At 72.1% G+C, this 26,835-nt stretch carries 26 protein-coding genes; 12 read left to right on the forward strand and 14 right to left on the reverse strand.

Annotated features, from left to right (window positions below; all coding sequences use genetic code 11):
* Positions 1-37: 37 nt before the first annotated feature.
* The 3 genes from H1D24_RS01385 to H1D24_RS01395 form a co-directional block, all read right to left on the reverse strand.
* Positions 38-1,588: a penicillin-binding transpeptidase domain-containing protein gene (locus tag H1D24_RS01385; RefSeq protein ID WP_181655457.1), complete on the reverse strand. Its 1,551-nt coding sequence runs from the start codon at positions 1,586-1,588 to the stop codon at positions 38-40.
* Positions 1,585-2,943 (reverse strand): FtsW/RodA/SpoVE family cell cycle protein, encoded by a 1,359-nt coding sequence (locus H1D24_RS01390; protein WP_181655458.1) that lies wholly within the window; start codon positions 2,941-2,943, stop codon positions 1,585-1,587. Before H1D24_RS01390 ends, H1D24_RS01385 begins: the two co-directional genes overlap by 4 nt.
* Positions 2,944-3,095: 152 nt before the next feature.
* Positions 3,096-3,455, reverse strand: coding sequence for an SH3 domain-containing protein (locus tag H1D24_RS01395; RefSeq protein WP_181655459.1), 360 nt, complete (start codon positions 3,453-3,455; stop codon positions 3,096-3,098).
* Positions 3,456-3,706: 251 nt separating this feature from the next.
* On the opposite strand from H1D24_RS01395, the gene H1D24_RS01400 reads away from it, so the two are divergent.
* Entirely contained in the window at positions 3,707-4,510 is an 804-nt protein-coding gene (locus H1D24_RS01400) for a nuclease-related domain-containing protein (RefSeq protein WP_181655460.1), read from the forward strand.
* A gap of 199 nt (positions 4,511-4,709) precedes the next feature.
* On the opposite strand, the gene H1D24_RS01405 is transcribed toward H1D24_RS01400, so the two are convergent.
* Entirely contained in the window at positions 4,710-5,594 is an 885-nt protein-coding gene (locus H1D24_RS01405) for an ATP-dependent DNA ligase (RefSeq protein ID WP_309484166.1), read from the reverse strand.
* Between the two features lie 35 nt (positions 5,595-5,629).
* Complete coding sequence (ligD, locus tag H1D24_RS01410) at positions 5,630-6,511, reverse strand: non-homologous end-joining DNA ligase (protein WP_181655462.1); 882 nt, start codon at positions 6,509-6,511, stop codon at positions 5,630-5,632.
* Positions 6,512-6,562: 51 nt separating this feature from the next.
* Between ligD and ku the strand changes: the two genes are divergently transcribed.
* Positions 6,563-7,651: a non-homologous end joining protein Ku gene (ku, locus tag H1D24_RS01415; protein ID WP_309484167.1), complete on the forward strand. Its 1,089-nt coding sequence runs from the start codon at positions 6,563-6,565 to the stop codon at positions 7,649-7,651.
* Between the two features lie 146 nt (positions 7,652-7,797).
* On the opposite strand, the gene H1D24_RS01420 is transcribed toward ku, so the two are convergent.
* Genes H1D24_RS01420 through H1D24_RS01430 form a run of 3 tightly spaced genes read right to left on the reverse strand, consistent with a single transcriptional unit; the run spans position 7,798 to position 10,937 of the window.
* On the reverse strand, positions 7,798-8,295 hold the full coding sequence (locus tag H1D24_RS01420) for a TetR/AcrR family transcriptional regulator (protein WP_258563743.1): 498 nt from the start codon (positions 8,293-8,295) through the stop codon (positions 7,798-7,800).
* A 36-nt stretch (positions 8,296-8,331) separates the two neighbouring features.
* Positions 8,332-9,996 carry a phytoene desaturase family protein gene (locus H1D24_RS01425; RefSeq protein ID WP_181655464.1) on the reverse strand — a complete coding sequence of 555 codons (1,665 nt, stop codon included), beginning with the start codon at positions 9,994-9,996 and terminating at the stop codon, positions 8,332-8,334.
* On the reverse strand, positions 9,993-10,937 hold the full coding sequence (locus tag H1D24_RS01430) for an ACP S-malonyltransferase (RefSeq protein WP_258563745.1): 945 nt from the start codon (positions 10,935-10,937) through the stop codon (positions 9,993-9,995). Before H1D24_RS01430 ends, H1D24_RS01425 begins: the two co-directional genes overlap by 4 nt.
* A gap of 255 nt (positions 10,938-11,192) precedes the next feature.
* Here H1D24_RS01430 and H1D24_RS01435 point away from each other — a divergent pair, with 255 nt between their 5' ends.
* From H1D24_RS01435 to H1D24_RS01455, 5 genes are all read left to right on the forward strand, one after another.
* Entirely contained in the window at positions 11,193-11,468 is a 276-nt protein-coding gene (locus H1D24_RS01435; protein ID WP_181655466.1) for an acyl carrier protein, read from the forward strand.
* Complete coding sequence (locus H1D24_RS01440) at positions 11,461-12,708, forward strand: beta-ketoacyl-[acyl-carrier-protein] synthase family protein (RefSeq protein ID WP_181655467.1); 1,248 nt, start codon at positions 11,461-11,463, stop codon at positions 12,706-12,708. The genes H1D24_RS01435 and H1D24_RS01440 overlap by 8 nt, the downstream gene beginning before the upstream one ends.
* Entirely contained in the window at positions 12,705-13,853 is a 1,149-nt protein-coding gene (locus H1D24_RS01445) for a beta-ketoacyl synthase N-terminal-like domain-containing protein (RefSeq protein ID WP_181655468.1), read from the forward strand. The genes H1D24_RS01440 and H1D24_RS01445 overlap by 4 nt, the downstream gene beginning before the upstream one ends.
* Before the next feature lie 108 nt (positions 13,854-13,961).
* Complete coding sequence (locus H1D24_RS01450) at positions 13,962-14,375, forward strand: FAS1-like dehydratase domain-containing protein (RefSeq protein WP_181655469.1); 414 nt, start codon at positions 13,962-13,964, stop codon at positions 14,373-14,375.
* On the forward strand, positions 14,375-14,788 hold the full coding sequence (locus H1D24_RS01455) for a MaoC/PaaZ C-terminal domain-containing protein (RefSeq protein ID WP_220136222.1): 414 nt from the start codon (positions 14,375-14,377) through the stop codon (positions 14,786-14,788). The genes H1D24_RS01450 and H1D24_RS01455 overlap by 1 nt, the downstream gene beginning before the upstream one ends.
* On the opposite strand, the gene H1D24_RS01460 is transcribed toward H1D24_RS01455, so the two are convergent.
* The 5 genes from H1D24_RS01460 to H1D24_RS01480 form a co-directional block, all read right to left on the reverse strand.
* Entirely contained in the window at positions 14,691-16,133 is a 1,443-nt protein-coding gene (locus tag H1D24_RS01460) for an MFS transporter (protein ID WP_220136223.1), read from the reverse strand. The genes H1D24_RS01455 and H1D24_RS01460 overlap by 98 nt on opposite strands.
* A gap of 169 nt (positions 16,134-16,302) precedes the next feature.
* Positions 16,303-16,746, reverse strand: coding sequence for an ester cyclase (locus H1D24_RS01465; protein WP_220136224.1), 444 nt, complete (start codon positions 16,744-16,746; stop codon positions 16,303-16,305).
* A 49-nt stretch (positions 16,747-16,795) separates the two neighbouring features.
* A complete protein-coding gene (gene fabG, locus H1D24_RS01470) occupies positions 16,796-17,500 on the reverse strand; it encodes a 3-oxoacyl-ACP reductase FabG (RefSeq protein WP_181655470.1) in 705 nt (234 codons plus the stop codon).
* Between the two features lie 4 nt (positions 17,501-17,504).
* The gene (locus H1D24_RS01475) at positions 17,505-18,197 is read right to left on the reverse strand and encodes an HAD-IA family hydrolase (protein ID WP_309484168.1); all 693 of its coding nucleotides are present in this window, start codon (positions 18,195-18,197) and stop codon (positions 17,505-17,507) included.
* Positions 18,194-19,186 (reverse strand): AfsA-related hotdog domain-containing protein, encoded by a 993-nt coding sequence (locus tag H1D24_RS01480; RefSeq protein WP_181655471.1) that lies wholly within the window; start codon positions 19,184-19,186, stop codon positions 18,194-18,196. The genes H1D24_RS01475 and H1D24_RS01480 overlap by 4 nt, the downstream gene beginning before the upstream one ends.
* Positions 19,187-19,399: 213 nt before the next feature.
* Here H1D24_RS01480 and H1D24_RS01485 point away from each other — a divergent pair, with 213 nt between their 5' ends.
* Positions 19,400-20,041, forward strand: a complete 642-nt coding sequence (locus H1D24_RS01485; RefSeq protein ID WP_181655472.1) for a MerR family transcriptional regulator — start codon at positions 19,400-19,402, stop codon at positions 20,039-20,041.
* A 41-nt stretch (positions 20,042-20,082) separates the two neighbouring features.
* On the opposite strand, the gene H1D24_RS01490 is transcribed toward H1D24_RS01485, so the two are convergent.
* Positions 20,083-20,715, reverse strand: a complete 633-nt coding sequence (locus H1D24_RS01490; protein ID WP_220136226.1) for a class I SAM-dependent methyltransferase — start codon at positions 20,713-20,715, stop codon at positions 20,083-20,085.
* Positions 20,716-21,041: 326 nt separating this feature from the next.
* Here H1D24_RS01490 and H1D24_RS01495 point away from each other — a divergent pair, with 326 nt between their 5' ends.
* The 4 genes from H1D24_RS01495 to H1D24_RS01510 all read left to right on the forward strand — a co-directional run bounded on the left by H1D24_RS01495 (position 21,042) and on the right by H1D24_RS01510 (position 26,790).
* Entirely contained in the window at positions 21,042-21,812 is a 771-nt protein-coding gene (locus H1D24_RS01495; RefSeq protein ID WP_181655473.1) for a DedA family protein, read from the forward strand.
* A gap of 198 nt (positions 21,813-22,010) precedes the next feature.
* A complete protein-coding gene (locus H1D24_RS01500; protein ID WP_181655474.1) occupies positions 22,011-24,212 on the forward strand; it encodes an MMPL family transporter in 2,202 nt (733 codons plus the stop codon).
* On the forward strand, positions 24,209-25,558 hold the full coding sequence (locus tag H1D24_RS01505) for a hypothetical protein (protein ID WP_181655475.1): 1,350 nt from the start codon (positions 24,209-24,211) through the stop codon (positions 25,556-25,558). Before H1D24_RS01500 ends, H1D24_RS01505 begins: the two co-directional genes overlap by 4 nt.
* Positions 25,555-26,790, forward strand: coding sequence for a lactonase family protein (locus H1D24_RS01510; RefSeq protein WP_181655476.1), 1,236 nt, complete (start codon positions 25,555-25,557; stop codon positions 26,788-26,790). The genes H1D24_RS01505 and H1D24_RS01510 overlap by 4 nt, the downstream gene beginning before the upstream one ends.
* The last annotated feature ends 45 nt before the right edge of the window (positions 26,791-26,835 follow it).

The raw sequence follows: 26,835 nt of genomic DNA on the forward strand, positions 1-26,835 counted from the left end.
GGGGCGAGCGAGGAACCAGCGTTCGCGGCCTCAGCCCTCATTGGCGGCGGGCCGGCCAGCGGTTGCCTGGTGGGCTGGCCGGCGAGGGCTTTGCCGATGCGTCGCGACGGGGGTCCGAGCGCGGCGCCGCCGGAAGGTTCAGGGCCGCCTTCATCACCGCCTTCGCGATCGGTGCCGCGCTTCCGCCGCCGCTGATGTCCGCCCTGTCGGCCGCCGCGTCCTCGACGACGACGGCGACCGCCACGGCGGGCTCCAGGGCACCGTCGGCCTGCGCCCAGGAGATGAACCAGGCGTACGGGGTCCCGGTGTTGCCGACGCCGTGCTGGGCGGTGCCTGTCTTACCGCCGACCGTTGCGCCCGGGATCGCCGCGTTCTTGCCCGTGCCCTCCTCGACCGCGCCCGTCATGAGCTCGCGCAGCCGCATCGCGGTGGACTGCGACATCGCCTGACGCAGGGTCCGCACACCCGCCGTCCGCACCGTGGCGCCGCCGTCGGTGGTCGTCCTGTCCACCAGGCGGGGCGACTTGACGGAGCCGCCGTTCGCGACCGCCGCCGCCACCATCGCCATCTGCAGCGGCGTCGCCCGCGTGTCGAACTGGCCGACGGAGGACAGGGCCAGCTGCGCGTCGTCCATCCTCGTGTCGAAGTTGCTCGCCGAGACCGGGAGTGGGATCGTCAGCCGGCCTTCGTTGAAGCCCAGCCGCTGCGCCATTCCCGCCATGGCGTCGAGCCCGGTCTCCACCCCGAGCTTGGCGAAGACCGTGTTGCACGACCACTCGAAGGCGTACCGCACCGACGCGTCCTCGCAGCCGTTCACCTCGTTGCTCAGCTGCGCCTCGCTGCCCGGCAGCCTGTACGGATCGGGGGAGTCGGTCGGCCTGTCCACATCCCCCACCGCGCCCTCCTCCAGTGCCGCCGCCGCGGTGACCACCTTGAACGTCGAGCCGGGCGGATAGGTCTGGTGGATGGCCCGGTTCAGCAGCGGCTTCTCCGGGTCGGCGTTCAGCTGCGTCCAGGCCTCCTTGACCGAGGCGTCATTGCCCGAGAGCCGGCCCGGGTCGTACGACGGCGTCGACACCAGCGCCAGGATCCGCCCGGTGGCCGGCTCGATCGCTGCGACCGCGCCCTTCCTGGTGCCGAGCCCCTGGAACGCGGCCTGCTGGGCCGCCGCGTTGATCGTCGTGACGACCCGGCCGCCCGGACTGCGGTCGCGCGTGAGGTCGTTCCACCCCGGGACCGGTCCGAGCAGCGGATCGGTGCCGGCGAGGATCTCGTCCTCGGTGTTCTCAAGGAGCGACGTGCCGTACGCCTGCGAGGCGAAGCCGGTCACCGGTGCGTACAACGGGCCGTCTCGGTACCGGCGTTCGAAGCGGAGCTGCTCGCCGGTGTCCTCGGACGACGTGACGGGTGCCCCGCCGACGAGGATGTCGCCGCGCGCCTGGGAGTAACGGGCGATCGCCTGGCGGCGGTTGGCGGGATTGTCGTCGTAGGACCCGGCTTGGAAGACCTGGATGCGGGTGGCGTTCACCAGCAGCGCGACCAGCAGCAGGGCACACACGATCGCCGCACGGCGGATGCAGCTCGTCACGGCGGTGCCGTCCCGTCGTACTGACTGCGTGCCGAGTCGCTGATACGGATGAGCAGCGCCACGATGATCCAGTTGGTGACGAGCGACGAGCCGCCCTGTGCCAGGAACGGCATGGCCATACCGGTGAGCGGGATCAGCCCCGTCACACCGCCCGCGATCACGAACACCTGGAGCGCCACGATCGAGGCGAGGCCCATGGACAGCAGCCGGCCGAAGGGCTCGCGCAGGGCGAGCCCTGCCCGGAAGCCGCGCTCCACCAGCAGCCCGTAGAGCAGGATGATCGCGGACAGGCCGGTGAGCCCCAGCTCCTCGCCCGCCGTGGCCAGGATGAAGTCCGACTTCGCGGCGAAACCGATCAGGATCGAGTGGCCGAGCCCGAGACCGGTGCCGAGCATCCCGCCCGCGGAGAACGCGAACAGCGACTGCGCGAGCTGGCCGGGGCCCTGGCCGGCGTCGATGGAGGCGAAGGGATGCAGCCAGTCCTCGATCCGGCTGTGCACATGCGGTTCGAGACTGCCCACGGCGAACGCGCCGAGCGCCGCGAGCAGCAGACCCACCGCGACCCAGCCGGTGCGGCCCGTGGCGACGTACAGCAGGATCACGAAGAGCCCGAAGAACAGCAGCGAGGTGCCCAAGTCCCGCTCCAGGACGAGCACTCCGACGCTGAACAGCCAGATCGCGACGATCGGTCCGAGCACTCGCCCGGTGGGCAGCTGCAGCTTCCAGATACGGCGGCCCGTGTACGCGAGGGCGTTGCGGTTGGCGGCCAGATAGCTGGCGAAGAACACGGCGAGCAGGACCTTCGCGAACTCGCCCGGCTGGATGGAGAACCCGCCGAGCCGGATCCAGATCTTCGCTCCGTTCACCGCGGGGAAGAAGATCGGCGCCATCAGCAGGACCAGCGCGCCGGCCACCGACAGATACGCATAGCGCTGCAGCACCCTGTGGTCACGCAGAACGACCACGACCCCGATGAACAGGCCCACGCCCAGCGTCGACCAGACCAGTTGGGTCGGGGCGGCCCGGTCGGCCGGGGTCTCCAGGTCGAGGCGGTAGATCAGGACCAGGCCGATGCCGTTGAGCAGGACGGCGATCGGCAGCAGCAGCGGATCGGCGTACGGGGCCCGGAAGCGGACCGCGAGATGGGCGAGGAGCGCGAGCGCACCGAGCCCGGCGCCGTAACCGACGGCGCCGGGGGGGACGGAACCGCTCTTGGCGAGCCCGACGGCGCAGTAGCCGTACACGGGCAGCAGGACGGCGAGGCCGAGCAGGGCGAGTTCGGTGCCGCGGCGCCGGGGGAGGCGGACAGCGGGAACCGCGGTGGGGGCGGCGGTGTCCGCTGTCGGTCCGGTCATGGCGGGAACGTAGCAAGCGGTGCGCCTGATGTCCCGTTATGTCGTGATAATCGGGCTGTTCCGGTGGTTCATTGGCGGGAGGCTTCTGGTTCCCTGGCGGGAGGCTGCCGTGTGCCGGTTCTTCCGGCGGGTGTCGTGTGCGGTGTGCCGTCTCAGCACCAGCGTGGAGCCTTCCCGATGTTGTCGATGTAGCGGGCCGAGCCCCACGCCCAGGTCCCGTCGGTGAGGAGGTACCAGCGGTTGTTGCCGTCGACCCGGTCGCCCGCCGTCTTGCAGAAGATCGAGACGATCGCCCCGTAGGGCTCGCTGCGCAGGACGCGGCCGCCTCGGGTCGGGGAGTCGCGGAGCAGGAGCCCGGTGCGGGCGGTGACCCGGCCCTGGTACGTCCCGTATGCCTCGTCCGCGTCGTTGTCGCCGTTTGCGGCGTGGGCGGGCGTGCCGACGGCGAGGGCTGAGAGTGCTGCTGCGGCGGCGACTACGGCGAGCCGGGCGGCGGTGGACCGCGGGGACATGGGGCCTCCAGGGGTAGGGGGAATCGGGGCAGAGATCATCGGTCGCCCGTCATCGCCGATCAATCGCCACAGTAGGAGCGGCCCTTCATCCGCGCAGGTCACGCTGCGCCATCGGGGTCCCGGCCGTCGTCCGGCAGATCGTCGGCGCCGCTCGGCGGGGGCGAGTCGGGCACGCACCGCACTCCGGCCCCTGCTCCGGCTTCTTGCCCCTGGAGCGCCCCGCCTGTTCCCATGGTCATGGGGTGATGGCCATGAGCGGACTGCGCGTCGTACCGATCCGGGCGCACGGCCGGGAGCGGCTCCACGTCCTTCTCCCGGACGGCAGGAACATCGCCTGGTACGACCGTGAGGCGGCCCGGGTCACCCTGCTGAGCGAGGACCGGAGGGACGACGTGCTCGGCGTACTCGGCCCCTTTCTGACCGGCCCGGTCAGCGTCGGTCCGCCGCCCCTGCCGACGTCCGCCGACCTCGCCCGCCTCACCCTCCACCCGGACGACGACCTCGCCCCGAACCGCCCCGGCGAGGCCCTGCTGATATCCCTCGACCGCGATCCCGCGCCCGCGCGGCGGCTGCGCCCCGATCCGCGGCGCCGGGCGCTTGCCGCGGAAGAGGCCGTGGGGGAGGTGCTGGACGGCCTCGAGGGTGCGGGCTGGCGCACCCTCCACTCGATTCCGCTGCCCGGCGGGGACCGCATCCACCACCTGGTGATCGGGCCCGGCGGAATCTTCGCGCTGCACACGGTGTACGCGCGCAAGCAGCGGCTGCGGGTCGCCGATCCCGTGGTCGTGGTGGGGCGGGGGGAGCCGCGGCCGCTGCTGCGGCTGGCGCGCAGCGATGCGAGTCGCGCCTCGTTCGCGCTCGCCGCCGAGGTGCGGGCCGTTCTGGCGGTGGCCGGGCCGGCGGATATCGAGATCGCGGGGGTGCCGCGGGAGGTTCGTGTTCTGCAGGACACGGATTTGGCCGGGCTGGGGCGCACGGGTGGGGTTCTGAAGCCTGCGGATGTGGAGGCGCTGCATGCGGTGGCTCGGGACCGGCACACGTGGGTTCGTGTGTGAGTTCCCCCCACCCCGCCCCTTCCCGCTGTATCGATTTGCGGCTCCGCCGCGTGGCAGGGGCCGGCCCCTGGACCCCGCCGGGGCTGCCGCCCCGGACCCCGCTGTCGGCGGCTCCGCCGCCTCGTCCTCAGGCGCCGGACGGGCTGAAATGTCAGCCCGTCCGGCGCTTGAGGACGAGCCCACCCGCGGCCCCGCGCCGTCAGCGGAACCGTTCCACCGCCACCACCGCCACCGCATGCCGCGTCGTCTCCTGCCGCACCTCCACCGTCACCTGCGGCTCCGCCGGCAGCGCCCGGTACGTCACATCGCCGATCCCCGTCGCCGCCGCCGTGCCCTCGCCCACCGGCTCCGGCAGGGCGGCCGCCGCAGCGTTCCTCACCCCCGCCGACAGCGGCGACGAGACGACCGGCACCCCGTCCCCGGGCAGTGCCAGGACCAGTGCCCCCGGGCGCGTCCGGGGCCCGGTGAACCCGACGACCACCGCATCGCGCGTATCGCTGTGCCGCAGTTTCAGCCACGCGCGCGTGCCGCCCCGGTAGCCCTGGTCGAGCCGCTTGATCACCAGCCCCTCCACGCCGCAGTCCACCAGCGACTCGTACCAGGTGAGCGCCGTCGCCCGGTCCGTCGTCACCGGTACGGGCTGCAGGGGCGGCCCCAGCGGCTCCAGTATCCGTACGAGCCGCTCGCGCCGCCGTGCGTACGGTGCCGGGCGCAGGTCGTCGGCGCCCTCGGCCAGGAGGTCGAAGGCCGCGTACGAGGCGGGCTGCGTGCGCGCCAGCACGGCGGCACGCGCGCGTGTGGCGGCCGCCCGCCGCTGGACCGCCGCGAAGTCGACGCAGCCCTCCGACCAGACCACCACTTCCCCGTCCAGCACCGTGCCCGCCGGCAGCCGCTCCGCCGCCTCCACCAGATCAGGGAACGCGCTGGTGACGATGCGCCCGGAGCGTGCCTGGAGGGTCACCCCGCCACCGGTGCGGAAGACGACGAGTCGGTGGCCGTCGAACTTCGGTTCGTACGCCCACCCCGCGCCCTCCGGCAGCGCCGTGACCGACTCGGCAAGTGCCACCCGAACCGGCGGGGTCACGGCGGCCGAACGCGACCTGGGCGTCGTGCGGGGCGTCACGGCAGCGGCCTCGCGTGGTCGAGGTCGAGCAGCGGGTCCAGCAGATCCCCGTACCGCTCCAGGCGCGGGGCGATGTCCGTGGCCAGGTACACGAGCTGCGCGGGATCCGTGCAGTCCGCGACCTCGTCCCAGGTGACGGGCGCGGACACGGTCGGTTCGGCCCGGGCCCGCAGGGTGTACGGCGTCGCGGTGGTCTTCGCGGCCGCGTTCTGGCTGAAGTCGACGAAGACCTTGCCGGGCCGCAGACTCCGCTTCATGCGGTGCGTGACCAGCTCCGGAAACTCCCGCTCGGCCTGTACGGCGAGCTGCTTCGCGTACGCCGTGACCTGCTCGGACGGCGTCGGCTCCAGGTGCGCGAGCAGATGCAGCCCCTTGGCCCCGGACGTCTTCGCGTACGCCTCGATCCCGTCGGCGGCCAGGCGCTCGCGCAGCCAGAGCGCGACCCGGCAGCACTCCACGACGGTCGCGGGCTCCCCTGGGTCGAGATCGAGCACGAGACGGTCGGCGACGCCCGGCGCGTCGCACTGCCACTGCGGGGTGTGGAACTCGGTGACGAGGTTCGCCGCCCACATCAGCGTGGCCAGGTCCTGGACCACGATCTGCCGCGCGGTGCCGTCCGTGTGGGGCACATCGGCGGTCCTGACCCAGTCGGGCGTACCCGGTGGCACGTTCTTGGCGAAGAACTGCTGGCCGTCGGGTCCGTCGGGGAACCGCAGGAACGACAGCGGCCGGTTGACGAGATGGCCGAGCATGGCGTGGGCCGTGGTCGCGTAGTAGTGCAGCAGCTCGCCCTTGGTGAAGCCGCTCGACGGATACAGGACCTTGTCCAGGTTGCTGAGCGCCAGGCGCCGCCCCTCCACCTCCGTGATGGGCGTCATACGATGAGAATCGCATGAAATGCAATGAAACCGACTCAAAGGGTGCTTAACGTGCGATCGATTTGGAACGGAGCCATCTCCTTCGGGCTGGTCAGCATTCCGATCAAGCTCGTGAACGCCACCGAGAGCCACTCCGTCGCCTTCCGCCAGATCCACACCGAGGACGGCGGACGGATCCGCTACCGCAAGGTGTGCGAACTGGAGGACAAGGAGGTGACCCAGGGCGAGATCGGCAAGGGGTACGAGGATGCGGATGGGACGATCATCCCGATCACCGAGGAGGACCTCGCCTCGCTGCCGATCCCGACGGCCAAGACGATCGAGATCGTCGCCTTCATCCCGGCCGAGCGCATCGACCCCCTCCAGATGGACGCGGCGTACTACCTCGTCGCGAACGGCGTGCCCGCGGCCAAGCCGTACACGCTGCTGCGCGAGGCGCTCAAGCGCAGCCAGAGAGTCGCCATCGCCAAGTTCGCGCTCAGAGGCCGGGAGCGGCTCGGCATGCTGCGCGTCGTCGGCGACGCGATCGCCATGCACGGGCTGCTGTGGCCGGACGAGATCCGCGCCGCCGACGACGCCGCACCCACCACGCATGTGACGGTGCGCGACGCGGAGCTGGACCTCGCCGACGCGCTCATGGACACGCTGGGCGAGGTCGACCTGGACACGCTGCACGACGACTACCGCGAGGCCGTCGAGGAGCTCATCGCCTCCAAGATCTCCGGCGCCCCGCTCGAGCATGTGCCCGTGGCGGAGGAGCGGGCGGGCAAGGTCATCGACCTCATGGCGGCCCTGGAGAACTCCGTCCGCGCCGCCCAGGCCGCGCGTGGTGAGGAGGCCGCCGGAGGCGGCGGAGAGGGCGAGGCCGAGGTGAAGCCGCTGCCCGCCCGCAGGGCGCGGCGATCCGTGCCTGCCGCCCCCAAGGAGGTCGGCGGCAAGAAGTCGACGGCCACGAAGAAGGCCGCGGCGGGGAAGAAGACGGCGGCGAAGAAGGCGAGCACCTCGAAGACGACGGCGTCGAGTTCGTCGGCGACGAAGAAGAGCGCCGCCGCCTCGAAGTCGGGAACCAAGGCCAAGGCCGGAGCAGGCGCCGGGGCGTCGGCCAAGAAGACGGCTTCACGTCGGCGCACGTCTGCGTGATGCCTCCGGCCGGTGGGGGGCGCCACCTGCCGGTGGGTGCGTCGGGGCCGCGCCGAACGGGTGGGCACAACGCACGACGGCGGGTGCGTCGCGTATGGCCTGTGCCCCGGTTGGGGCGCACCCCGCACGGCGGTGCGCCGGCGCCCTCATGGCGGCGCGACCCCGAGGGCCACCCTCGTGTCGGTCAGCACGCCGCAGGCGAAGAACGCCGTGAGCTCTTCGGGCGTGGCGCCGGTGCGGGCGCGTACCAGGTCCCAGAGGTCCAGCCAGTCGCGGCGGACCCGCTCCGTGAAGGCGGGACGGTCCGTGGACGCCGCCGCGGCGATGGCCTGGAGCTGCATCAGCGGGATGTCCGGGTCGTGCAGCAACCGTGCGCGCGCGTCCGCCATCGCCGTCAGCGCCTCCGCACCGCTCAGACCTTCGGCGGCATGCGCGAACGCCTCAGCCATCCGGCGGAACGATCGCTCGGCGGCCGCTTCGAACAGGGCGTGCTTGGTGGGGAACAGCCGGAACAGATACGGCTGCGAGACGCCGACCCGGCGGGCGATCGCCTCCGTCGACGTGCCGTGGAAACCGCCCCGCGCAAACTCCGCCACGGCTGCCAGCACCACGCTCTCCCGCCGCTCGGCCGCACTCAGCCGCATACCGGTCCTGCTCCCATGCGTGTCTCCTCTTCCGGATCAGAGCCGGAGGTCGTCTCCGCGCGACACGGCCAGCGGATCCCAGTCCGTGTGGCGTTCCGGCAGCAGTGACGGATCGCCGAGGACCGCCCCGGTGTGCACCTCGTGCATCAGGCGCCGGTCGAGGATCCGGCCCGCGCAGGCGATGCCGCTGACCGCCGAGCCCGTGATGCCGTTGCCGTAACGGGTGTCGGCACCGGCGATGTACAGGCCCTCGACGAACGTCGCCGTGTCGGGCCGGGCCCCGGCGGCGCCCCAGTGCGCCATGCCGAAGGGCGTGCCGCCGCTGGACAGCGTGTACCGCTCGTGGGTGAGCGGGGTCGCCGTCTCCAGATGCGTGATGTGGTCCCGGAACGGGCCGAGCGCCTCCTCGGCCGTATCGAGCACGGCCTCGGTCAGCCGCGCCTTCTCCTGCTGGTACGAAGCGTCGCGGCGGTACTTCTCACCGTCGGCGGGACCCGTACTCACCCCCCAGCTCTCGAATCCGGGCGGGCAGAGCGTCATCAGCTGGAAGTTGGAGTGGCCGGGCGGGCAGATGCGGCGGGTGACCGGGTCCTTGCCGGAGGCGAAGGACGCGAAGAGGAAGTCGCCGCCGCCCCTCGTGGTGCCGGCGCGCAGTCCGTCGTAGAACCGCTCGATGTCGTCGCCCCGGTACCACCACAGGTTGGCGTGGTGCCCGATGTCCCGGTCCAGGGCGACGTACACCGCCGCCCAGGGCAGCGCCATGCGCGCGTCCCGGGTCTTGGCGGCCAGGCGCCGCGGCAGCTTCTCCGCGCCGACCAGGCCGAGCATGGTGCGCCGGTAGTCGGCGTTGGAGACCACGACGGGCGCCGTGGCCCGGCTGCCGTCGGAGAACTCGACGCCCTGTGTACGGCCGCCGTCGACCAGGATCCGGGTCACCCTGCTGTATGTCCGCAGGGCACCCCCGTACGCGCGTACCACCTCGAGCAGGCCGGCCGCGAGCATCTGGCCGCCGCCCTCCGGGTAGTAGGCGCCCCGGACGTAGTGGTCGGTCACCGTGGCGTGCAGGGCGACCGTCGCCTCGTCCGGGGCCATGCCGTAGTTGGGCGACTGGGCGGCGAGCAGCGTCCGGGCACGGGCGGAGAGTCCGCAGTGGTCGAACAGCTCCTTCAGAGTGCGGCGGCCCCAGGCCACCGACTGCGGGGCGTGGCGCGGGAGTTCGGGCATCGGCACGTCCTCGGCGGCGATGATCGCGTCGCGCCGCTCGGCGCCGAGCCCGGCCACGACGTCGAGGAACGTGTCGATCCCGGCGGCGTCCTCGGGGCACGCCTCCTGCAGACGCTTGCGGTACGCCGCCCAGTCCGCCGGCATGTCGAGCGTGGCGCCGGGGATCACGATCCGGTCGAAGCCGTCCCGGTCCATCTCCCGGTACGTCAGCCGTCCGGCGAGGCCGAGGCCGTCCAGGATGGCGGGGAGCAGCCCGCCGGGGCCGCAGTCGCCGAGATAGTGGACTCCGACGTCGAACTCGTAGGCGCGGCGCCTGCGGAACACATGGCTGTTGCCGCCCGCGATGCCCGCCTGCTCCACGACCAGCACCCGCTTGCCGCCCACCGCGAGATACGCGGCGCAGACCAGGCCGCCGATGCCCGAGCCGATGACGACCGCGTCCCACTCGTCGTTCTGACGGCCGTTCGCCCCGCTCATGCCACGCTCCGCGTGAGGGTGGCCGGCACCGCGGGCAGCTGGCCCGGCTCGCTCACCGTCAGCCGGGTGACCTGAGGGGCGATCTTGCGGGCGAGGCCGGTGAGCGTCCGGCCAGGACCGATCTCCACGAACATGTCGCAGTGCAGCGTCTCGGCCATCGTGCGCACCGAGTCCGTCCAGCGCACCGGGCCGGTCAGCTGGCGCTCGAGCAGCGTCGCCCAGTCGTCCGAGCCCCGGTGGGCGCGGGCGTCGACGTTCGCCACGACCGGCGCGAAGCCGTGCAGGAACTCGGCCTTCTTCAGAGTCTTCGCGAAGGACGCGGCCGCGGGAGCCATCAGCGGGGTGTGGAAGGCGCCGCCCACAGGGATGGACACGACACGGGTCGCGCCCAGCTCCTCGGCCGCGGCCGAGCAACGCGCCACGGACTCCGAATCGCCCGAAACAACGGTCTGCTGGGGCGAGTTGAGGTTCGCCACCCAGACCCGGCCGCCCTCCTCGCGTACTCCGGCCGCGGCCCGCTCCAGCTCCCCGGCGGACAGCCCGAGCACGACCGCCATGGTGCCCGGCTCGGCCGCGCACGCCTTCCGCATCGCCTCGCCGCGCGCCGCGACCAGCCGTACGCCGTCGTCGAACCCGATGACCCCGGCGGCCACCAGGGCCGCGTACTCGCCGAGGCTGTGACCCGCGCACACGGCGGGACGGCCCGCGGCCGGCAGCGCCTGGCGCAGCTCGGTCAGGATCACCATCTCGAGTACGAACGTCGCCAGCTGGGCGTTGTCGGTGCGACGCAGATACTCCTCATCGGCGCGCAGCAGCAGCTCCACCACGTCGCGCCCGGACACCTCGCTCGCACGCTCGGCCAGGAACCAGCCGGGACGCCCGGCCCAGGGCCGCCCCATTCCGGGCTGCTGCGCGCCCTGCCCGGGGAATACCAATGCCAATCGCGGTCCGCTCATATCGGCCATCGACCTCTTCTGTCTCCCGTGAATTCGAGCAACAGCGATGCTGGCAGGGGTGTTTGGAAACTCCGTAGAGGGCAGATAAAAGGCCGATCGATTTTCGTTGCGCGGCAGCATCGGGGTCTTCTGTCACTTTCGGGGAATGCGCTGTCTCTTTGGTGGGTCGTCCCTTGTCGGGCCAACTCCCGGCCCCCTACGTTCCTTTCGTCCGGCCAGAAGGCGATGAGAGGAAAACGCATGACTCAGCAGACCGTGGCAACGGCGGCCGACTACCACGAGCAGGTGGGCCGGATCGTCGTCGAGGAACTCGAGCTGGAGGACGGTGAGCTGACCGACAACGGGCATTTCATCGACGACTACGACAGCGACTCGCTCTCGCTCATCACGGTCGTCTCCCGAATAGAGAAGGAATTGGGCGTGACCATTCCGAAGACCGAGCTCGGCGAGCTGGTGAACCTGCGTCTGCTGGTCGACGCCGTCGTGCAGCACGCCGGGGAGAGTGCGCATGGCTGAGCCCGTGCAGTCCGTGAACGACGCGGCGGCCGGCCGCCGCGTCGTCATCACCGGCCTGGGGGCGGTGTCGCCCGTCGGCATCGGAGCCGACGTGTTCGCGTCCGCCGTACGGGCGGGCGCGAGCGGCACCGCGCCGATCGAGAGCTTCGACGCGAGCGGCTTCCCGCGCCGCAAGGCAGGCGAGGTCCTGGACTTCGAGCCCACCGACCACCTCAAGCGGCTGGACCCCGGGCAGTGGGGCCGCAGCGGTCTGCTGGCGGCAGCGGCCGCCCGGCTCGCCGTCGCGGACGCCGGCATCGACGAAGGCCGCCTCGAGACCGCGCAGGCCGGCGCGATCATGGGCACCACCAGCGGTGAGTCCGCGGTCGTCCAGGCCCTGGCCGAGCAGTGGGTGGCAGGCGGCCTCGAGTCGCTCGACGGCGAGCTCGCCGGACAGACCCCGGCGTCACGTATCGCCAACGCGGTCAGCGCGGAACTGCGCCTCACCGGCGAGACGCAGACCATCCCAACCGCCTGCTCCGCCTCCAACTACGCACTCGGCTACGCCTACGACCTGGTGCGCAGCGGCGAGGCCGACGTGATGCTGGCGGGTGGCGCCGACGCCGTGAACCGGCTCACGCACGCCGGTTTCTACGCGCTCGGTGCCATGGCCGAGGACGTGCCGCGGCCCTTCGCAGCCGACCGCTCCGGCATCGTCACCGGAGAGGGCGGCGCGGTGCTGGTCCTGGAGACCTACGACAGCGCACGGGAGCGCGGCGCCCGTATCTATGCCGAGATCCTCGGATACGCGGCCAACTGCGACGCCGCCCACATGGTGCACCCCGATGCCGCCAGCATCGCCGCGTGCATCCGGGCCGCGCACGAGGCGGCCGGCGTCGACCCGTCGCAGATCGACTACATCTGCGCGCACGGCACCGGCACACCCACCAACGACTCCACCGAGGTCGCCGCCGCCCGCGAGGTCTTCGGCGACCGGATCCCGCCGATCAGCTCCATCAAGTCGATGCTCGGCCACACCATGGGCGCGGCATCCGGCTTCGGCGCGATCGCCTGCTGCAAGGCGCTGGAGCAGGACTTCCTGCCGCCCACCGCCAATGTCACCGAGCCCGACCCGGAACTCGGCGAGGGCGTCGACTGCGTGCCGGGCACCGGCCGCGCGGCACGCCTGGACATCGTGCAGAACCATGGCTTCGCGTTCGGCGGGAACAACGTCATCACCATCCTGGGGAGGGTCTCGTGACGACCGCTACCGCCGCCCCGGCCGCCGCCACCACGGCCACGGTCGAACCGCTGTACGTCACCGGGGCGGGCGTCGTCTCCTCCGCAGGCCACGGCCTGGCCCCGCTCGCCGAAGCCCTGCGGAGCAAGTCGGCCGTCTCCTACGGCGATCCGGTCGGCGAGTCCTACGGCGATCCGGTCGGCGACGACGCGGACGCGTACCCGCCGCGCCCGGTCCGCGCCGTGCAGGGCTTCAGGGTCCAGGACCATCTGGGCCGCAAGGGCACCAAGTACCTGGACCGGCTCACGTCCTTCGGCCTGGTGGCCTGCAAGGAGGTGCTCGAAGGGCTGGAGGGTACGGAGCGCGAAGGCGGCCGTACCGGAGTGGTGCTGGCCACCAACACCGGCTCCGTTTCGACGCACAGCACCCTGCTGTACGACACGCTGACGCTCGAGAAGCCGTATCTGGTGAACCCGGGCCGGTTCCCGAACACCGTCATGAACAGCACCTCCGGCCAGATCGCCATCCGCAACGGGCTGCGCGGCCTGAACGCGACCGTCGCCGGCGGGCAGACCGCCTCGCTGCTGGCCTTCCGGCACGCCCGGCTCGCGCTCTCGCTGGGCCGTGCCGAGCGGCTGCTGGTCGGCGGTGCGGAGGAGCTGAGCGCCCCGGCGGCGTGGGCCTGGCACCGTACCGGCGTACTGCGCGAGGGCGCGGCGCTCGGTGAGGGCGCCGCGGTGTTCACCGTGCAGAAGGAGGCGCCTGCCGGGGGAGTGCTGGCCGAGATCCTCGCGTGCGAGGTGCGTTTCACGCCGGACCCGCGGCAGTACGCCGACGGGCTGGCCGACGCCGTTTCGCGCGCTCTGGACCGCAGTGGAGTCCGCCCGGAGGAGGTGGACGACGTTTCCCTCGGCGCCGTCCACCACCGTGGTCTGGAGCGGATCGAGGAGCGCGGCGTGCGGGCCGCGCTGGGCGGCGGGCTGCCTCGGGCCGTGCGGGTCGCCGATGTGCTCGGTGAGACGTACAGCGCGAGCGGGGCCATGCAGCTCGCCGCCCTTCTCGGCCTCTGGGAGGCCGAGGAGGCCGTCGGCCCCCGGACGGCGCTTGTCACGTCCGTCGGGCGGGACGGGAATGCGGCGGCGTTGGTGGTGCGTCGGCCTCGGTGACGTCCTGACGTCCGCCCCTCTGTCGCAGCGGCGCCCGCGAGTCTCCCCGCGGGTGCCGCTGCCCTTTTTTGGGCCCGCATTGGTGCAACGCTTTCCGAAGGAGTCCTCATGCTCAATCCGGCCTACACCGGCCGTACTTATCCGCCTACCGCGCCTTACGAAGTCGGGCGCGAGAAAGTTCGGGAATTCGCCGGTGCCGTTCGGGCGCCTGCCGGAGGCGGGGATGTCGCGCCGCCCACCTTTCCCATCGTGCTGTCCATGCATGCTGAGAAGCAGGTGGTCGACGATCCCGATTTCGGGTTCGACTTCTCGCGGGTCGTGCACCGGGACCAGCGGTTCGAGGCGCGCCGCCCGATACGCGTCGGCGACCGGCTGACCGTGACCGTCGAGGTCGTGGCCGCCGACAGCGTCGACGGCAACGACGTCGTGACCCTGCGCGGGCACATCCGTGAGGCCGACGGCGGTGCCCTCGTGTGCACGACGACATCCACCCTCGTCTCCCGGAAGGAGAACACACAGTGATGGCGCAGCTCGACGTCGGCGCGGCGATGCCGACGCGCACGTTCCGTATCACCCGAGCCGATCTCGTGCGTTATGCGGCCGCGTCCGGCGACCACAACCCCATCCACTGGTCCGACCGGCAGGCCGCCGAGGTGGGGCTGCCCGGCGTCATCGCGCACGGGATGCTCAGCATGGGGCTGGCCTCGACCGCCGTCTCCGACTGGGCGGGCGAGCGGGCCGCCGTCATCGAGTACGGGACCCGCTTCACCCGCCCCGTCCTGGTGCCCGACACCGCCGACGGCGTGGAGCTGACCGTCGACGGTGTCGTGGGCGAGGTCAGGGAAGACGGGACGGTTCGGGTCGATCTGACGGTGCGCTGCGGGACGCAGAAGGTGCTGGCACGGACCCGGGCCGTGCTGGCGCCCGGTCGATAGCGAGCCCCGCGAACGTACCCGCGAAGACCACGGCGGCCCCCGTCAGCACCGCGCTGCGGAGGCCGCCGTGGCTGTACACGGCCGTGAGCACGGCGATGCCGAGCGCACCGCCGAACTCGCGGACCGTGTTGTTCACGCCGGACGCGAGATTGTGCTCGTGCCCGGCGACCGAGCCGATCACCGTCGCCGGATTGGCCGCGAAGACGAGGCCCATGCCGACACCGGCCAGGACCATCGCCCCGACCATCTCCCCGTAGGCCAGTCCGGGCCGGGAGATCAGCGCCAGCCAGACCAGCGCGACCGCCTGCAGCAGGCAGCCGGTCGCCTGGAGCAGACCGCCGCCGACCCGGCCCGTCAGCGCGCTGGCCAGCGGTACGACCACCATGGGCGCCGCCGTCCACGGCAGCGTGCGCAGCCCGGCCTCGAACGGCGAGTAGCCCATCGGCCCCTGCATGAACTGGGCGAGGAAGAAGATCGACCCGAACACGCCGAAGTACATGGCCAGGGCCAGCGCGTTGCTGAGCATGAACGGACGCACGCGGTACAGATGAAGCGGGGCGAGCGGCGTCGGGGTGCGGCGCTGCCAGACGGCGAACGCCGCGAACAGCGCCGCCGAGGCCGCCAGTCCGGCCAGGGGCCGAGCCGCCGCCCAGCCGCCGTCGGCCGCCTGCACGATGCCCCACACCGCGGCGACGACCGCCCCGGTCACGAGCACGATGCCCGGTATGTCGAGCGGCCGCGGCGCCCCCTTGGACTCGCGGATCGCCCACAGCGCGAGCGGCAGCGCGACGATGCCGACGGGCACGTTGATCCAGAAGATCCAGTGCCAGTCCAGGCCCTGGGTGACGAGGCCGCCGGCCATCGGGCCGAGCGCGATGCCGAGGCCGTTGACGCCGCCCCACACGCCGACCGCGAGGGGCCGGCGCCCGGCGTCCACGGAGGCGACGGCGAGGGTCAGTGACACGGGCAGCACCGCCGCGGCCCCGGCGCCCTGCACGACCCGGGCGGCCACCAGCGCGCCCGCCGAGTCCGCGAGGGCGCACGCCGCGGAGGCGACCGTGAACAGGCCGATGCCCCAGACGAACACGCGCCGCCGGCCGATCCGGTCGCCCAGCGCGGCCCCGGCGAGCAGCAGCCCTGCGAAGGCCAGGATGTAGCCGTTGACCACCCATTGCAGGCCGGACTGCCGGGTGTTCAGGTCGTCGGCGATGACGGTGAGCGCATTGGTCACCACCAGGTTGTCCACGGCCACCATGAACATGGGCAGCGAGGTCGCGATCAGCGCCCAGGCGGTGCCCTTCGGCCGGGGGCGGTCCCGGGGCTCTTCCCCGGATGGATGCAGCATCGTTCCTTGCTTCCTTCCTGCATACGGACATGCCTGCATACGGACATGCCTGCATACGGACATGCCTGCACACGGACCGCCTGCACACGGACATGCGGACCTGCAAACGGGCATACGGACATGGCCGCCGGACCCGGTCGGGGTCCGGCGGCCTGCCAGGGAGCGCGTGTTACGCCTGCGTGCCCGTGGGCGGCAGCTTCAGCTCGACGGCACCGATCTGCGCCAGCAGGAACAGGTCCTGGCGGCACGCCCAGTGCTCGTGGACGAGGCCGTCGTCACCGACGCGGTAGATGTGGATGTGCTCGACGTCGACCTTGTTGCCGGTGCCCTCGAAGCCGAGGAAGTTCCCGGTGTGGATGCCGGTGAAGCGCACCCGGATCACGGCCTTGTCGCCGTCCGCGAACGAGTCGATGTGGTCCCAGCCGGCCTCCGAGAACACGGAGTTCATCCAGCGGGCGGTGCCCAGGTAGCCGTGGGGGCCACCGGGGGTGCCGGGCGGGGCCTCGTAGTCGACGAAGTCGGGGGCCACCAGCTCCAGGGCGACCTTCTCGTCGAGGTCGTTGAAGATCTTGCCCATCTGGTGGGCGATCTCCAGCACGGTGTCGTTGGACATGCGTTTCCTTTCGTACGAAGGGGTGGGAAGGGGGCCGGTGAGGGGCCGGTCAGTGGCCCACGCCGAGGCCGCCCGTGACCGGGATGATCCCGGCGGTCACGTACGAGGCCTCCTCGCTCACCAGGAACTTCACGACGCTCGCGACCTCCTCCGGCCGGCCGGCCCGGAAGAGCGATGTCTGGCTGAGCACGTGCTCGCGCCGTGCGTCCGTGACGTCCTTGACCATGTCGGTCTCGATCAGGCCCGGCGAGACGATGTTGACCGTGACGTTGCGCTTGCCCACCTCACGGGCCAGCGAGCGGCCGAAGCCGATGAGACCGGCCTTGGACGCGGCGTAGTTGGTCTGGCCCGGGGCGCCCGCCATCGCGCTCATCGAGGACATGAAGACGACCCGTCCCCAGCGGGCCTTGAGCATGTCGGGCACGACCTCCCGGGCGACCGTCACCGCGGACAGCAGGTTCGTCTCGATGACGGTTCGGAAGTCGTCGTCCTCCATGCCGACCAGCAACTGGTCACGCGTGATGCCCGCGTTGGAGACCAGCACCTGGATGGGGCCGTGCTGGATGCGGGCCTCCTCGACCGCGCGGCGCACGGACTCGGGGTCCGTCACATCGCACTGCACCCCGAACAGCCCCTCGGGCGGCTCGCCGGTGCGATAGGTGACGGCGACCTTGTCGCCCTGTTCGGCGAGGGCGCGGGCGGTCGCGAGGCCGATGCCCCGGTTTCCGCCGGTGACGAGCACGGATCGGCTCACGGACTCAGCTCCTTGGGACGGTGACGGGGACAGTGACGTGGAGGTCGGCCGACAGGAGCGCATCGAGCTGCTCTGCCGCCGCGGTGGTGTCGGTGAAGTGGACGGCCCGCCAGCCGGCGGCCTCGGCGCCCTCGCAGTTGTGTGCGAGGTCGTCGACGAGCACACAGCTGCTCGCGGGCACCCCGGCCCGTTCCGCGGCGAGCGCGAACATTCCGGGCGAGGGCTTGCGGTGGCCCACCTCGAAGGAGAGCAGGATGTCCTCGAACAGCTCCGCAGGATCGACCATGCGGCGCCAGTGCGCGTCCCACGTCGGCACCATGTTGGAGAGCATCCCGACGAACGCGCCGCGTTCCCGGGCCCCGCGCAGCGCCGCGACCCAGGCGTGGTTGGTCTCGCGGCCGTCGAACCACGCGTCCGCGAGCGTCGTCAGCCGGACGCCGGTGACTTTGTGGTCGGCCGCGAGCACGTCGGAGACCTGCCCGAGCCACTCCTCCTCGCTGACGAGGGGAGTGTCGATCGGCTCCATGATGTCGGTCGTGCCATAGCGGGCCGTGACCTTCACCAGGGCCTGCTGGAGCACCTGCGGATCGAGGCCCTGTGCCGCGCAGAAGGTGCCCATCGTGTGCGAGATGGGCGGGGTCAGCACACCGCCGAAGTCGGTCCAGATCGCCGGCCGGTGGCCGGTCCGCGGGCTCACAGCTCGCTCCCCGAGACCACGGTGACGGTCACCTGCGCGATCTCCGCGTCGCCCTGCAGAAAGCGCACCGGTATCTCGCCCCGGCCGCCTCCCGGCCGCACCAGGGGCGCCTCGGCGCGTACGACCTCGTCGAGCTCCGCGAACCGCGAGAAGCGGGCCTCGAAGCCGAGGGCGTACGTGGTGCCCGGTTCGCCGACCGCGAGCAGGGACAGCTGCCGGGCCGCCTCGACGAGCGTCATCGCCGGCAGATGGTCGTAGACGTGGTCGAACAGCGCGCGGTTGTCGAACCGCGGGGTGACATCGGCGGTCACCGACCGGTCCGTGGTGCCGGCGCGGGACAGGACGACGTTCAGGGGGTTGCCGCGTCCCACCAGCTCGGGCGCGACCTGCCGGCCGGCGTCGGCGCCGGGGCCGTGGTCGGAGAAGTCCGAGGTCAGCGGGGCCGGGGTGCCGCGCTGGGCATGCCGCAGCACGTCGTTCTCGTGCTCGTTGAGGAAGAGCACGTCCATCTCGTGCTCCCCGACATGCGTGTCCTCGATGAAGTAGCGCTGGGCGACCTTCCCCTTGCGGTAGCGGCCGCGGCGGGTGGGGTTGCCGATGTAGTCGGTGTCGATGCGCAGCCGCCCGGGCTCCGGGCCGATCATGAGCTCCTTCAGACCGTGCAGGTCCAGCCGGAAGGTGTCGACGATCATCGTGGTGCCCTGGGACAGCCCGATGTGCGCGTGCGACCCGGCGATCGCGGCCTGCCGGCCCGACTCCAGCAGCAGCAGCGCGTCATAGACGGCAGGCCGCTGCACATGGTCGCTGTAGTAGCCGTGGGTGAGCGGGAGTTGGACCGCCGTGCGGACCTTCTTCGCGGCCAGCGGCTGGATGTCGGTGACGAAGACCTCCGAGACCGCGGCCCGGTGGACCAGGGAGCGGTCGACGGTGCGCCCGAACTTGAGTTCAGCAGGCGCCGAAGGAATCTCCGGAGCCACTTGTGTGGTCATACCTGTTTCCTTTGGCAGGTTTCCCCTCGAAGGCTTCTGGTGAAGAGGAGGGTTTTCGGTGCAGAATCAGCGTCGCAGTCGTGTATGGAAGCCCGATCGTGCGGGGATTCAATCGCGATAAAAGCCGCCGGGATTTCCGGGGCCACCGAGTCCGATTTGCCGCGGGGTGGATGGCCGGGTCTCCCGCCAGGGGAAACGCAGTATCATCTTGGAATGCGTATCGGAGAGCTGGCGCGGCGTACCGGAGTTCCGGTTCCTACGATCAAGTACTACACGCGCGAGGGCCTGTTGCCCCCGGGCGAGCGCACCAGCCCGAACCAGGTGCGGTACGCGGAGTCGCACGTCCGCAGGCTCAAGCTGATCCGCGCCATGCTGGAGGTCGGCGGGCTGTCCATCGCCGCCGCCCGGGAGGTGCTCGCCGAGGTCGACTCGCCCCGCCGCACGGTCCACGGAATGCTCGGCGTCGCCCAGTCCGCGGTCACCAAGTCCGCGGTCGAACGCGGCACCGAGGAGGACTGGGAGCGCGCCGAGCACGAGGTGCGCGAACTGGTGCGCCGCCACGGCTGGGCGGCCAAGCCGGAGAACCCGGGCTGGAAGGCGCTGGTCCAGATCGTGGTGACCTACCGCGACCTCCAGCGGGATGACCTGCTGGCGCTGCTCGACACCTACGCGGATGCGGCGGGGAAGCTGGCGATCGCGGAGCTGGGCGCGCTCGCCGATGTGCCCAGCACCGACGGCAAGGTCGAAGGTGTCGTCCTCGGCACCGTGCTGGGGGACGCGGCGATGTCCGCGCTGCGCCGGATCGCCCAGGAGGACGTCTCCGGCCGTGTTCAGAAGAGGCCGCACTCGGCGTAGCCCGCGGGCGCCCATTTGGTGCCCCATTTGGTGAGCACCCCTCACCCCGCGTACGCCAACAGCGGTGCCACCGGCGCCAGATGGTGCACGCGGGCCGGCGGCAGATTGCCCAGCACCGTCTCGCTGCGGAAGCGGTGCCGCTCCAGTGCGCGGCCCAGTACGGCCTGCACCGCGAGGGTCTGCTCGCGCGCCGCGCCCGTCGTGAACGCCCTGCGCAGCGGCGGCACTCCGGCGTACGCGAAGAACGACAGCGTGCCGCCCGGCCGCAGCGCGCCGAGCAGCCGTCCGAAGATGTCCTCGACCGTCGCGGCATCGAAGTTCGCGAACGGCAGTCCGCACACGATCGTGTCGTAGGCGCCGAGTTCGTGCTCCTGGACCAGCCCCGTCAGCAGCCGTATGCGCGGGTCGTCGCCGTAGTCGCGGTGCAGCAGCGCGGCGAACCGGGGGTTCGCCTCGACGAGGTCGAGGGTGTCCAGCGGTCCCAGCGAGGCCCGGATGTGGCGGGTGACGGCGCCGGTGCCGGGGCCGACCTCGAGCACCGCCCGTGAGTGGCCCGGGCTGGGGATCACATAGCGGGTCAGCGCTCTCGCCAGCAGCGGGCTGCTGGGCGCGATGGCGCCCGTGTCCCGGCGGGTCCGGGCGAACTCACGGAAGAACAGCGTCACATCGGTCATGGCCCACCTGCGTCGTCGGTCCTGCAGCGGCGGCGCGCTGCCTCCATAGTGATAGTGAAACTATCGATAGCGTAGGTTACTGTGAGAGTGCAGGGGCCGGACGCCCGTCGCCCTGGCGACGCTAGTGGGCCTCTGACCTGGGATCACGACTCACCAACGACCCGACGGATGTCTCCAAAGAGGCATGGACGGACCGACCGTTGAGCCCCTCGACAGGCGAGTGGGCCGACTGACCGAGAGCCCCTCGACAGACGAGTGGCCGACTGACCGAGAGCCCTTCCGCCTGGCACTGGTACGGAAGGCGCCTGAAGGACCGGGAGAAGACCGTGGACATAGCCAGGCTCATGTCATGGGTCGACATCACCTCGGGACTGTCGACCCATCTCGCAGGTACGGCCTGCTGGGCGTACGCGATCCTCGCGATCACGACGCTGCCGCCGCTGCTGCCCAACGCCGTGCTGCTCGTCACCGGCGGCATGCTCGCCGCACGCGGCGAGATGTCGATCACCCTGGTGCTGCTGTCGGTGGCCGGCAGCGCCCTTCTCGGCGATGTGATGATCCATCGCTTCGGCTGGTCCGCAGGCGGCCGCGTGCGGCGCCGGATCGCCGGGCGGGGACGCCAGGGCGAGCTGTTCGAGTGGGCCGCCGCCCGGGTGCAGCGCGGCGGCATCCCGTTCGTCGTCGGGGTCCGTTTCCTGCCCAGCGGGCGGCTGCTTGGCGGCCTCGCGGCCGGTGCGGCGCGCTACCCCGCCGGCAGGTTCGCGATCGGAGCCGCGCTCGCCGAGACGGTCTGGGCCGCGTACTCGGTGGGCGTCGGCTACTTCGGCGGAGCCGTCAGCGACGACCCGGTGTACTCCGTCGCGATCGGGCTCGCGCTGTCCGTCGCGGTGGCGGGTGTCGCGGCGGTGGCGCAGCGCCGTACCGCCAGGTCCGCGGTCGCTGTGTCCGCCGCCGCGTCCGGAGCGGACTTGTCCGCTGCCGCGTCTGGTGCCGACGTGTCCGCTGCCACGTCCGGGGCCGCCGCGTCCACTGCGACATCCGGGGCCGCCGCTTGCGCGGGCGTCCGGGCGCGGGCCGCGAAATCCGGGGCGGAGTAAATGTCCCGAAAGAGGTATGGCGCATCCCTCCAAGCGCGGATATCGCCGCGTTCCGCGCTCTGAAAGCCTTGCCGTAAAGCCGTGAGGCAGCAATGCCGTAACGCCGCAATGCCGTAGAGCCGTTGAGCCCGCGGGAAATCCCGCGCGGCCGGAAAGCCACAGCACGCACAGCAAGCCACATCAGCCAGGGAGACATAAGTGTTTGCCGCTATCGGAAAAATCACCGCGCGGCGCCGGAAATGGGTCGTCATCGCAGCGGTCGTGTTCACGCTGTTCGCCGGCGTCTGGGGCACCGGGGTCTTCGGCTCGTTCACCGGCGGTGCGGGCTTCGACGACCCAGCCAGCGAATCCGTCAGGGCCGACAAGGTCCTCGACGGCCCGCTGGGGCGCGAGTCCAACGACCTGATCGTCCTGTACGAGTCGAAGGAAAAGGGCCGCACCGTCGACGAGTTCGGCGACGCGGTCCGCACCGTCCTCGACGGCGTCCCGCGCGCCGGCATCGAACGGCTCGACTCCTACTGGCACCCCGGCCCGCAGGACAAGAGCGCATACGTGTCGAAGGACCGCCAGCAGACGTACGCCACCGTGCAGTTCACCAGCGACAACGACCAGGAGCAGGTCGAGGCGCTGGCGAAGATCAAGGACGACTTCGCGGCCGACGGCGTCACCGTGCGCTACGGCGGTGTCGCCGCGATGACGGAGCAGGTCAACTCCCTGACCGGATCGGACATCGCTCGCGCCGAGATGCTCTCGGTGCCGGTCCTGCTCGTGCTCCTGGTGCTGATCTTCCGCAGCGCGATCGCCGCGCTGCTGCCGCTCGCCGTGGGCACGTTCGTGGCCCTCGGCTCGTTCGTGGTGCTGCGGGTCCTGACGATGGTCACCGAGATCTCCAGCACGGTCATCAACGTCATCACGATCCTCGGCCTCGGACTGGCCATCGACTACGCGCTGTTCCTGGTCAACCGCTTCCGCGAGGAGCTCCACGCGGGCGCGGACGTGGACACCGCGGTGCACCGCGCGACGGCGACGGCGGGCCGTACGGTCGCGTTCTCCGGGCTCGCCGTGGCGATCTCCTTCGCGGGCCTGGTCTTCTTCCCGTCCCGCTTCCTGTCGTCCATGGGGTACGCGGCCGTGGCGGTCGTCGCCTTCGCGGTCGTCGGCTCGCTGACGCTGCTGCCCGCGCTGCTGCGCTACACCGGGCACCGCATCGACAAGTGGCGGATCCCGCTGCCGCGCGGCAGGCGGCGCGCCGCCAGGCCCGAGACCGAGGGCCGCTGGTACCGCACCGCGCACGCGGTCATGCGCAAGCCGCTGGTGTCGTCGTTGGCGATCGTCGCCGTTCTGGTCGGCCTCGGCGCGCCGCTGCTCGGCGTCAACTGGGCGCGGCCCGGCGAGTGGGTGCTGCCCTCGGACGCCGACGCCAAGGTCGTCAGCAAGACCCTGGCGTCCGACTTCGACACCAACCCCGGCCAGATCATGACGTCCGTCGTCCGCTTCGACGGTCCGGCCGACCGTGCCGAAGTGGCCTCGTACGCCGAGCGGCTGGCAGACGTCGACGGCATCGCGTCGGCGACGCCGACGGGCTTCGCGGGCGACGCCGCGCGCGTCACCCTCCGCTACACGCCCGACCCCATGTCGAGCGCGGCGGAGGACATGGTCGGCGAGGTCCGCGCCACGTCGCCGCCCCAGGGAGCCGAGACGCTGGTCACCGGCATGCCCGCGTCCCGCGTGGACATCGTCGGCATGATCGGCGAACGGCTGCCGTGGATGGCGCTGTTCGTGGCGGTCGTCTCCTTCCTGGTGCTGTTCCTGGCGTTCGGTTCGCTGCTGCTGCCGCTGAAGTCGGTGGTGCTGAACCTGCTGTCCCTGCTCGCCGCCTTCGGCGCGATCAAGTGGATCTTCCAGGACGGTCATCTCTCGGGGCTGCTCGGCTTCGAGCCGATCGGTGCGGTGGACGCCAACTTCCCCGTGCTCGTGGTCGCGATCGCGTTCGGCCTCGCCATGGACTACGAGGTGTTCCTGCTCTCGCGCGTCCGCGAGGAGTGGGAGGCGAGCGGTGACCCGGTCGAGTCGGTGGCCCTCGGCGTCCAGCGCACCGCGAAGATCATCACCAGTGCCGCGCTTCTTCTGGTGGTCGTGGTCGGCGGCTTCATGACCTCGTCCATCCTCTTCATGAAGATGATCGGTGTCGGTCTGGTCATCGCGGTGCTCGTCGACGCGACGATCGTACGAGGGCTGCTCGTGCCCGCGACCATGGCGCTGCTCGGCGAGCGGGCCTGGTGGGCGCCGGCGCCGCTGGCCCGCTGGTGGGCGAGGTACGGCTTCCGCGAGTCCTCCGAGACGCCGCCTCCGCCGCCGGCCCCGGAGCCCGCCACCCCCCGGGCCGAGGCCGTCCGATGACCACGGCCCGCCCCGCCGGAGCGCCCCTCAGCGGGCGCTCCGGCTCCCCGGAGGGGACTCCGGAGCCCGGACCCGGGGCCCGGAGCCCGCTGCGGACCTCCGCTGACGGCCGTCCGGCAGCCCAGGATCCGGATTCCGCCGCGGACGGGGCGGGCCCCACTGCCCGCAAGGCCGGGACGGCCGAGCCCTCCCGCCCGGCCGTCCCCCCGGACGCGCCGCGCCCCGGACCCGTCACCCCCCCGCCGACGGCAATCCGGGGCGCGGCGCACCACGGTCATGCCCGGCTCGCCGAAGCCGACCGGCTCGGCGAGGCCGACCGGCTCGGCGAGGCCGACCGCGACGGCCGGCCTGGTGCCTCGGGCCCCGGCAGCCGGCCTGGTGTCTCGGATCCCGGCGGTCGGTCCGGTGTCTCGGATCCCGGCGGTCGGTCCGGTGTCTCGGATCCCGGCGGTCGGTCCGGTGTCTCGGACCCCGGCGGCCGGCCCGGTGCCCCGGACCCCGGCCGCCGGCCCGGTGCCCCGGACCCCGGCCGCCGGCTCGATGCGCCAAACCCCGACGGCCGGCCCGATGCCCCCGACCCCGGCCGTCACGCCGACGCCCCCGACCCCGGCCGTCTCGCTCTCGCCGGTGTCGTCGCCGCCGGAGTCACCGCGGTGTTTGTCGCGCTTTTCGGGGACTGGGGCGGCTGGTCGGCGCCCCTCGGTGGAGGGGTGCCCGGTTTCCCGCTGTCCTGGGGGGTGACCGCGGGTCCGCCCGTGGTGCTGGTCTCGCTGGCCGGTGTGTTCGTCGCATGGGCGGGTGCCCCTTCCTTCGCTCGGACCTGGGCGCATACGGCGGCCGGACTCGCCACCGCCACGGGCGTGTTGGCGCTGCTCAGGCGTCCCGTCGGGGCGGACACGGCGTGGGCCGCGCTCGCCGAGGCGTCACACGCCGGGCTGTTCGGCGTCACGGTCGGCTGGGTGCCCGCGCTAGCGGCGCTCGCCGTGACCCGGCGGCGCGCCCGGCGCCGTACCGGACTCTCTCCGTACGTCTGGCTGACGGCCTTGGCCGCCGTCGTCCCCCTGGCCGTCCTCAGCGCGGCCACGGCATGGTCCACGTCCGCGCAGCCCGCCGTGTGCTCGGCCTCGGAGTGCATCAGCCCGCGCGCCGGACTCCTGTTCACCGGCGAGGTGACCCTGCGTCTGGCCCTTCCCGCCTGGGCGGCCGCGACCGCGCTACTCGCCACGGCCCGCCGCAGCCACCGCATCAGGACCCTGCGCACCGTCTGGCAGATCCTGCTCGCCCTGGCGGCAGCAGCCGCCACCGTCGCCCTCGCCCCCGGTCTCGTCTTCGGAGCCGACGTATGAACTCCCGTAGCGCAACGGCCCGCTGGGCCCTCGGCCCCAGCACCGGTCCCGCCGCCCCCACCCGCCGCCGCGTTCTCGCCCTCGCGGGCGCCGCCGCCCTCGCCGGGACCGGATGGGCCGGGGCCACCGCCGTCGCCGGTGATGCACCGCGGCCGCGGGCGCGGCGCGCCTATATCGGGGGGTTCACGATCGGTGAGTACGGTCTGCCGGGGCTGGCCGGCATCGGGATCGCGCGTGTCGGGAACGGGGGAGAGCTCGAAGTCAGCGGGTGGAGAAGGGGGATCGAGAACCCCTCCTTCCTCACCCTCTCGCCCGACCGCCGCCGCCTCTACGCCGTCAGCCAGCTGCCCGAGGGAGCCACCGGCGCGATCCACGCCTACCGGATCGACGGCGACGAGCTGCACCCCCTCGGCCGACCCCGCTCCAGCCACGGCGCCGCGCCCGTGCACCTCGCGGTGCACCCCGGCGGCCGCTTCCTGCTCACCACGAACTACGACTCGGGCCACGTCGCCGTCCTGCCCGTGCACCCGGACGGCTCGCTGGACGACGCTGTCCAGGTCCTGCGCCACCGGGGGCACGGCCCCCACCCGGACGAACAGCGCGGCCCTCACCCGCACATGATCGCGTTCGACCCCGCGGGCCGCCGCGTCCTCGTCCCGGACAAGGGCGACGACCACATCCACGTCTACGACTTCGACACCCGCACCGGACGGCTGACCCCGAGCAGCCGGACCAGGCTCGGCGAGGGCATCGGGCCCCGCCATCTGGTGTTCCACCCGAGCGGCCGCCTCGCGTACGTCACCAACGAGCTCGGTCACACGGTCACCGTCCTGACGTACGACCCGGTGACGGGCCGCGTGAGGCCCGTCTCGCACGCCTCCGTCGCGCCGCCCGGCATCGACCCGCGCAACGCCCCCTCCGCCGTCCATCTCACGCGCGACGGCGGACTCCTGATCACCGCCGACCGCGGCCTCGACACCGTCGAGTCGTTCCGCGTGGAGAACGCCGGCCGTACGCTGACCCTGCTCGAGTCGCAGCCGGTCACCGCGAAGGCCCCCGGAACCCGATGGCCCCGCGACGTCGCGCTCGACGCCTCGGACCGGTTCGTGTACACCGCGAACCAGGCGGGCCAGTCGGTCAGCGCCTTCCGCCTCGATCCGGCCACGGGCCGGCTGACCCCCGCGGCCCCGCCGCTCCACGTGGCCAGCCCCAGCTGCGTACTCCTCCGGTAGGGCCGGGCAGGACGAGGAAGAGGGGCGGTCCCGGAACAGCTTTCC

Origin of the sequence: Streptomyces himalayensis subsp. himalayensis (assembly GCF_013778455.1) — a bacterium.
Lineage (GTDB): Bacteria > Actinomycetota > Actinomycetes > Streptomycetales > Streptomycetaceae > Streptomyces > Streptomyces himalayensis.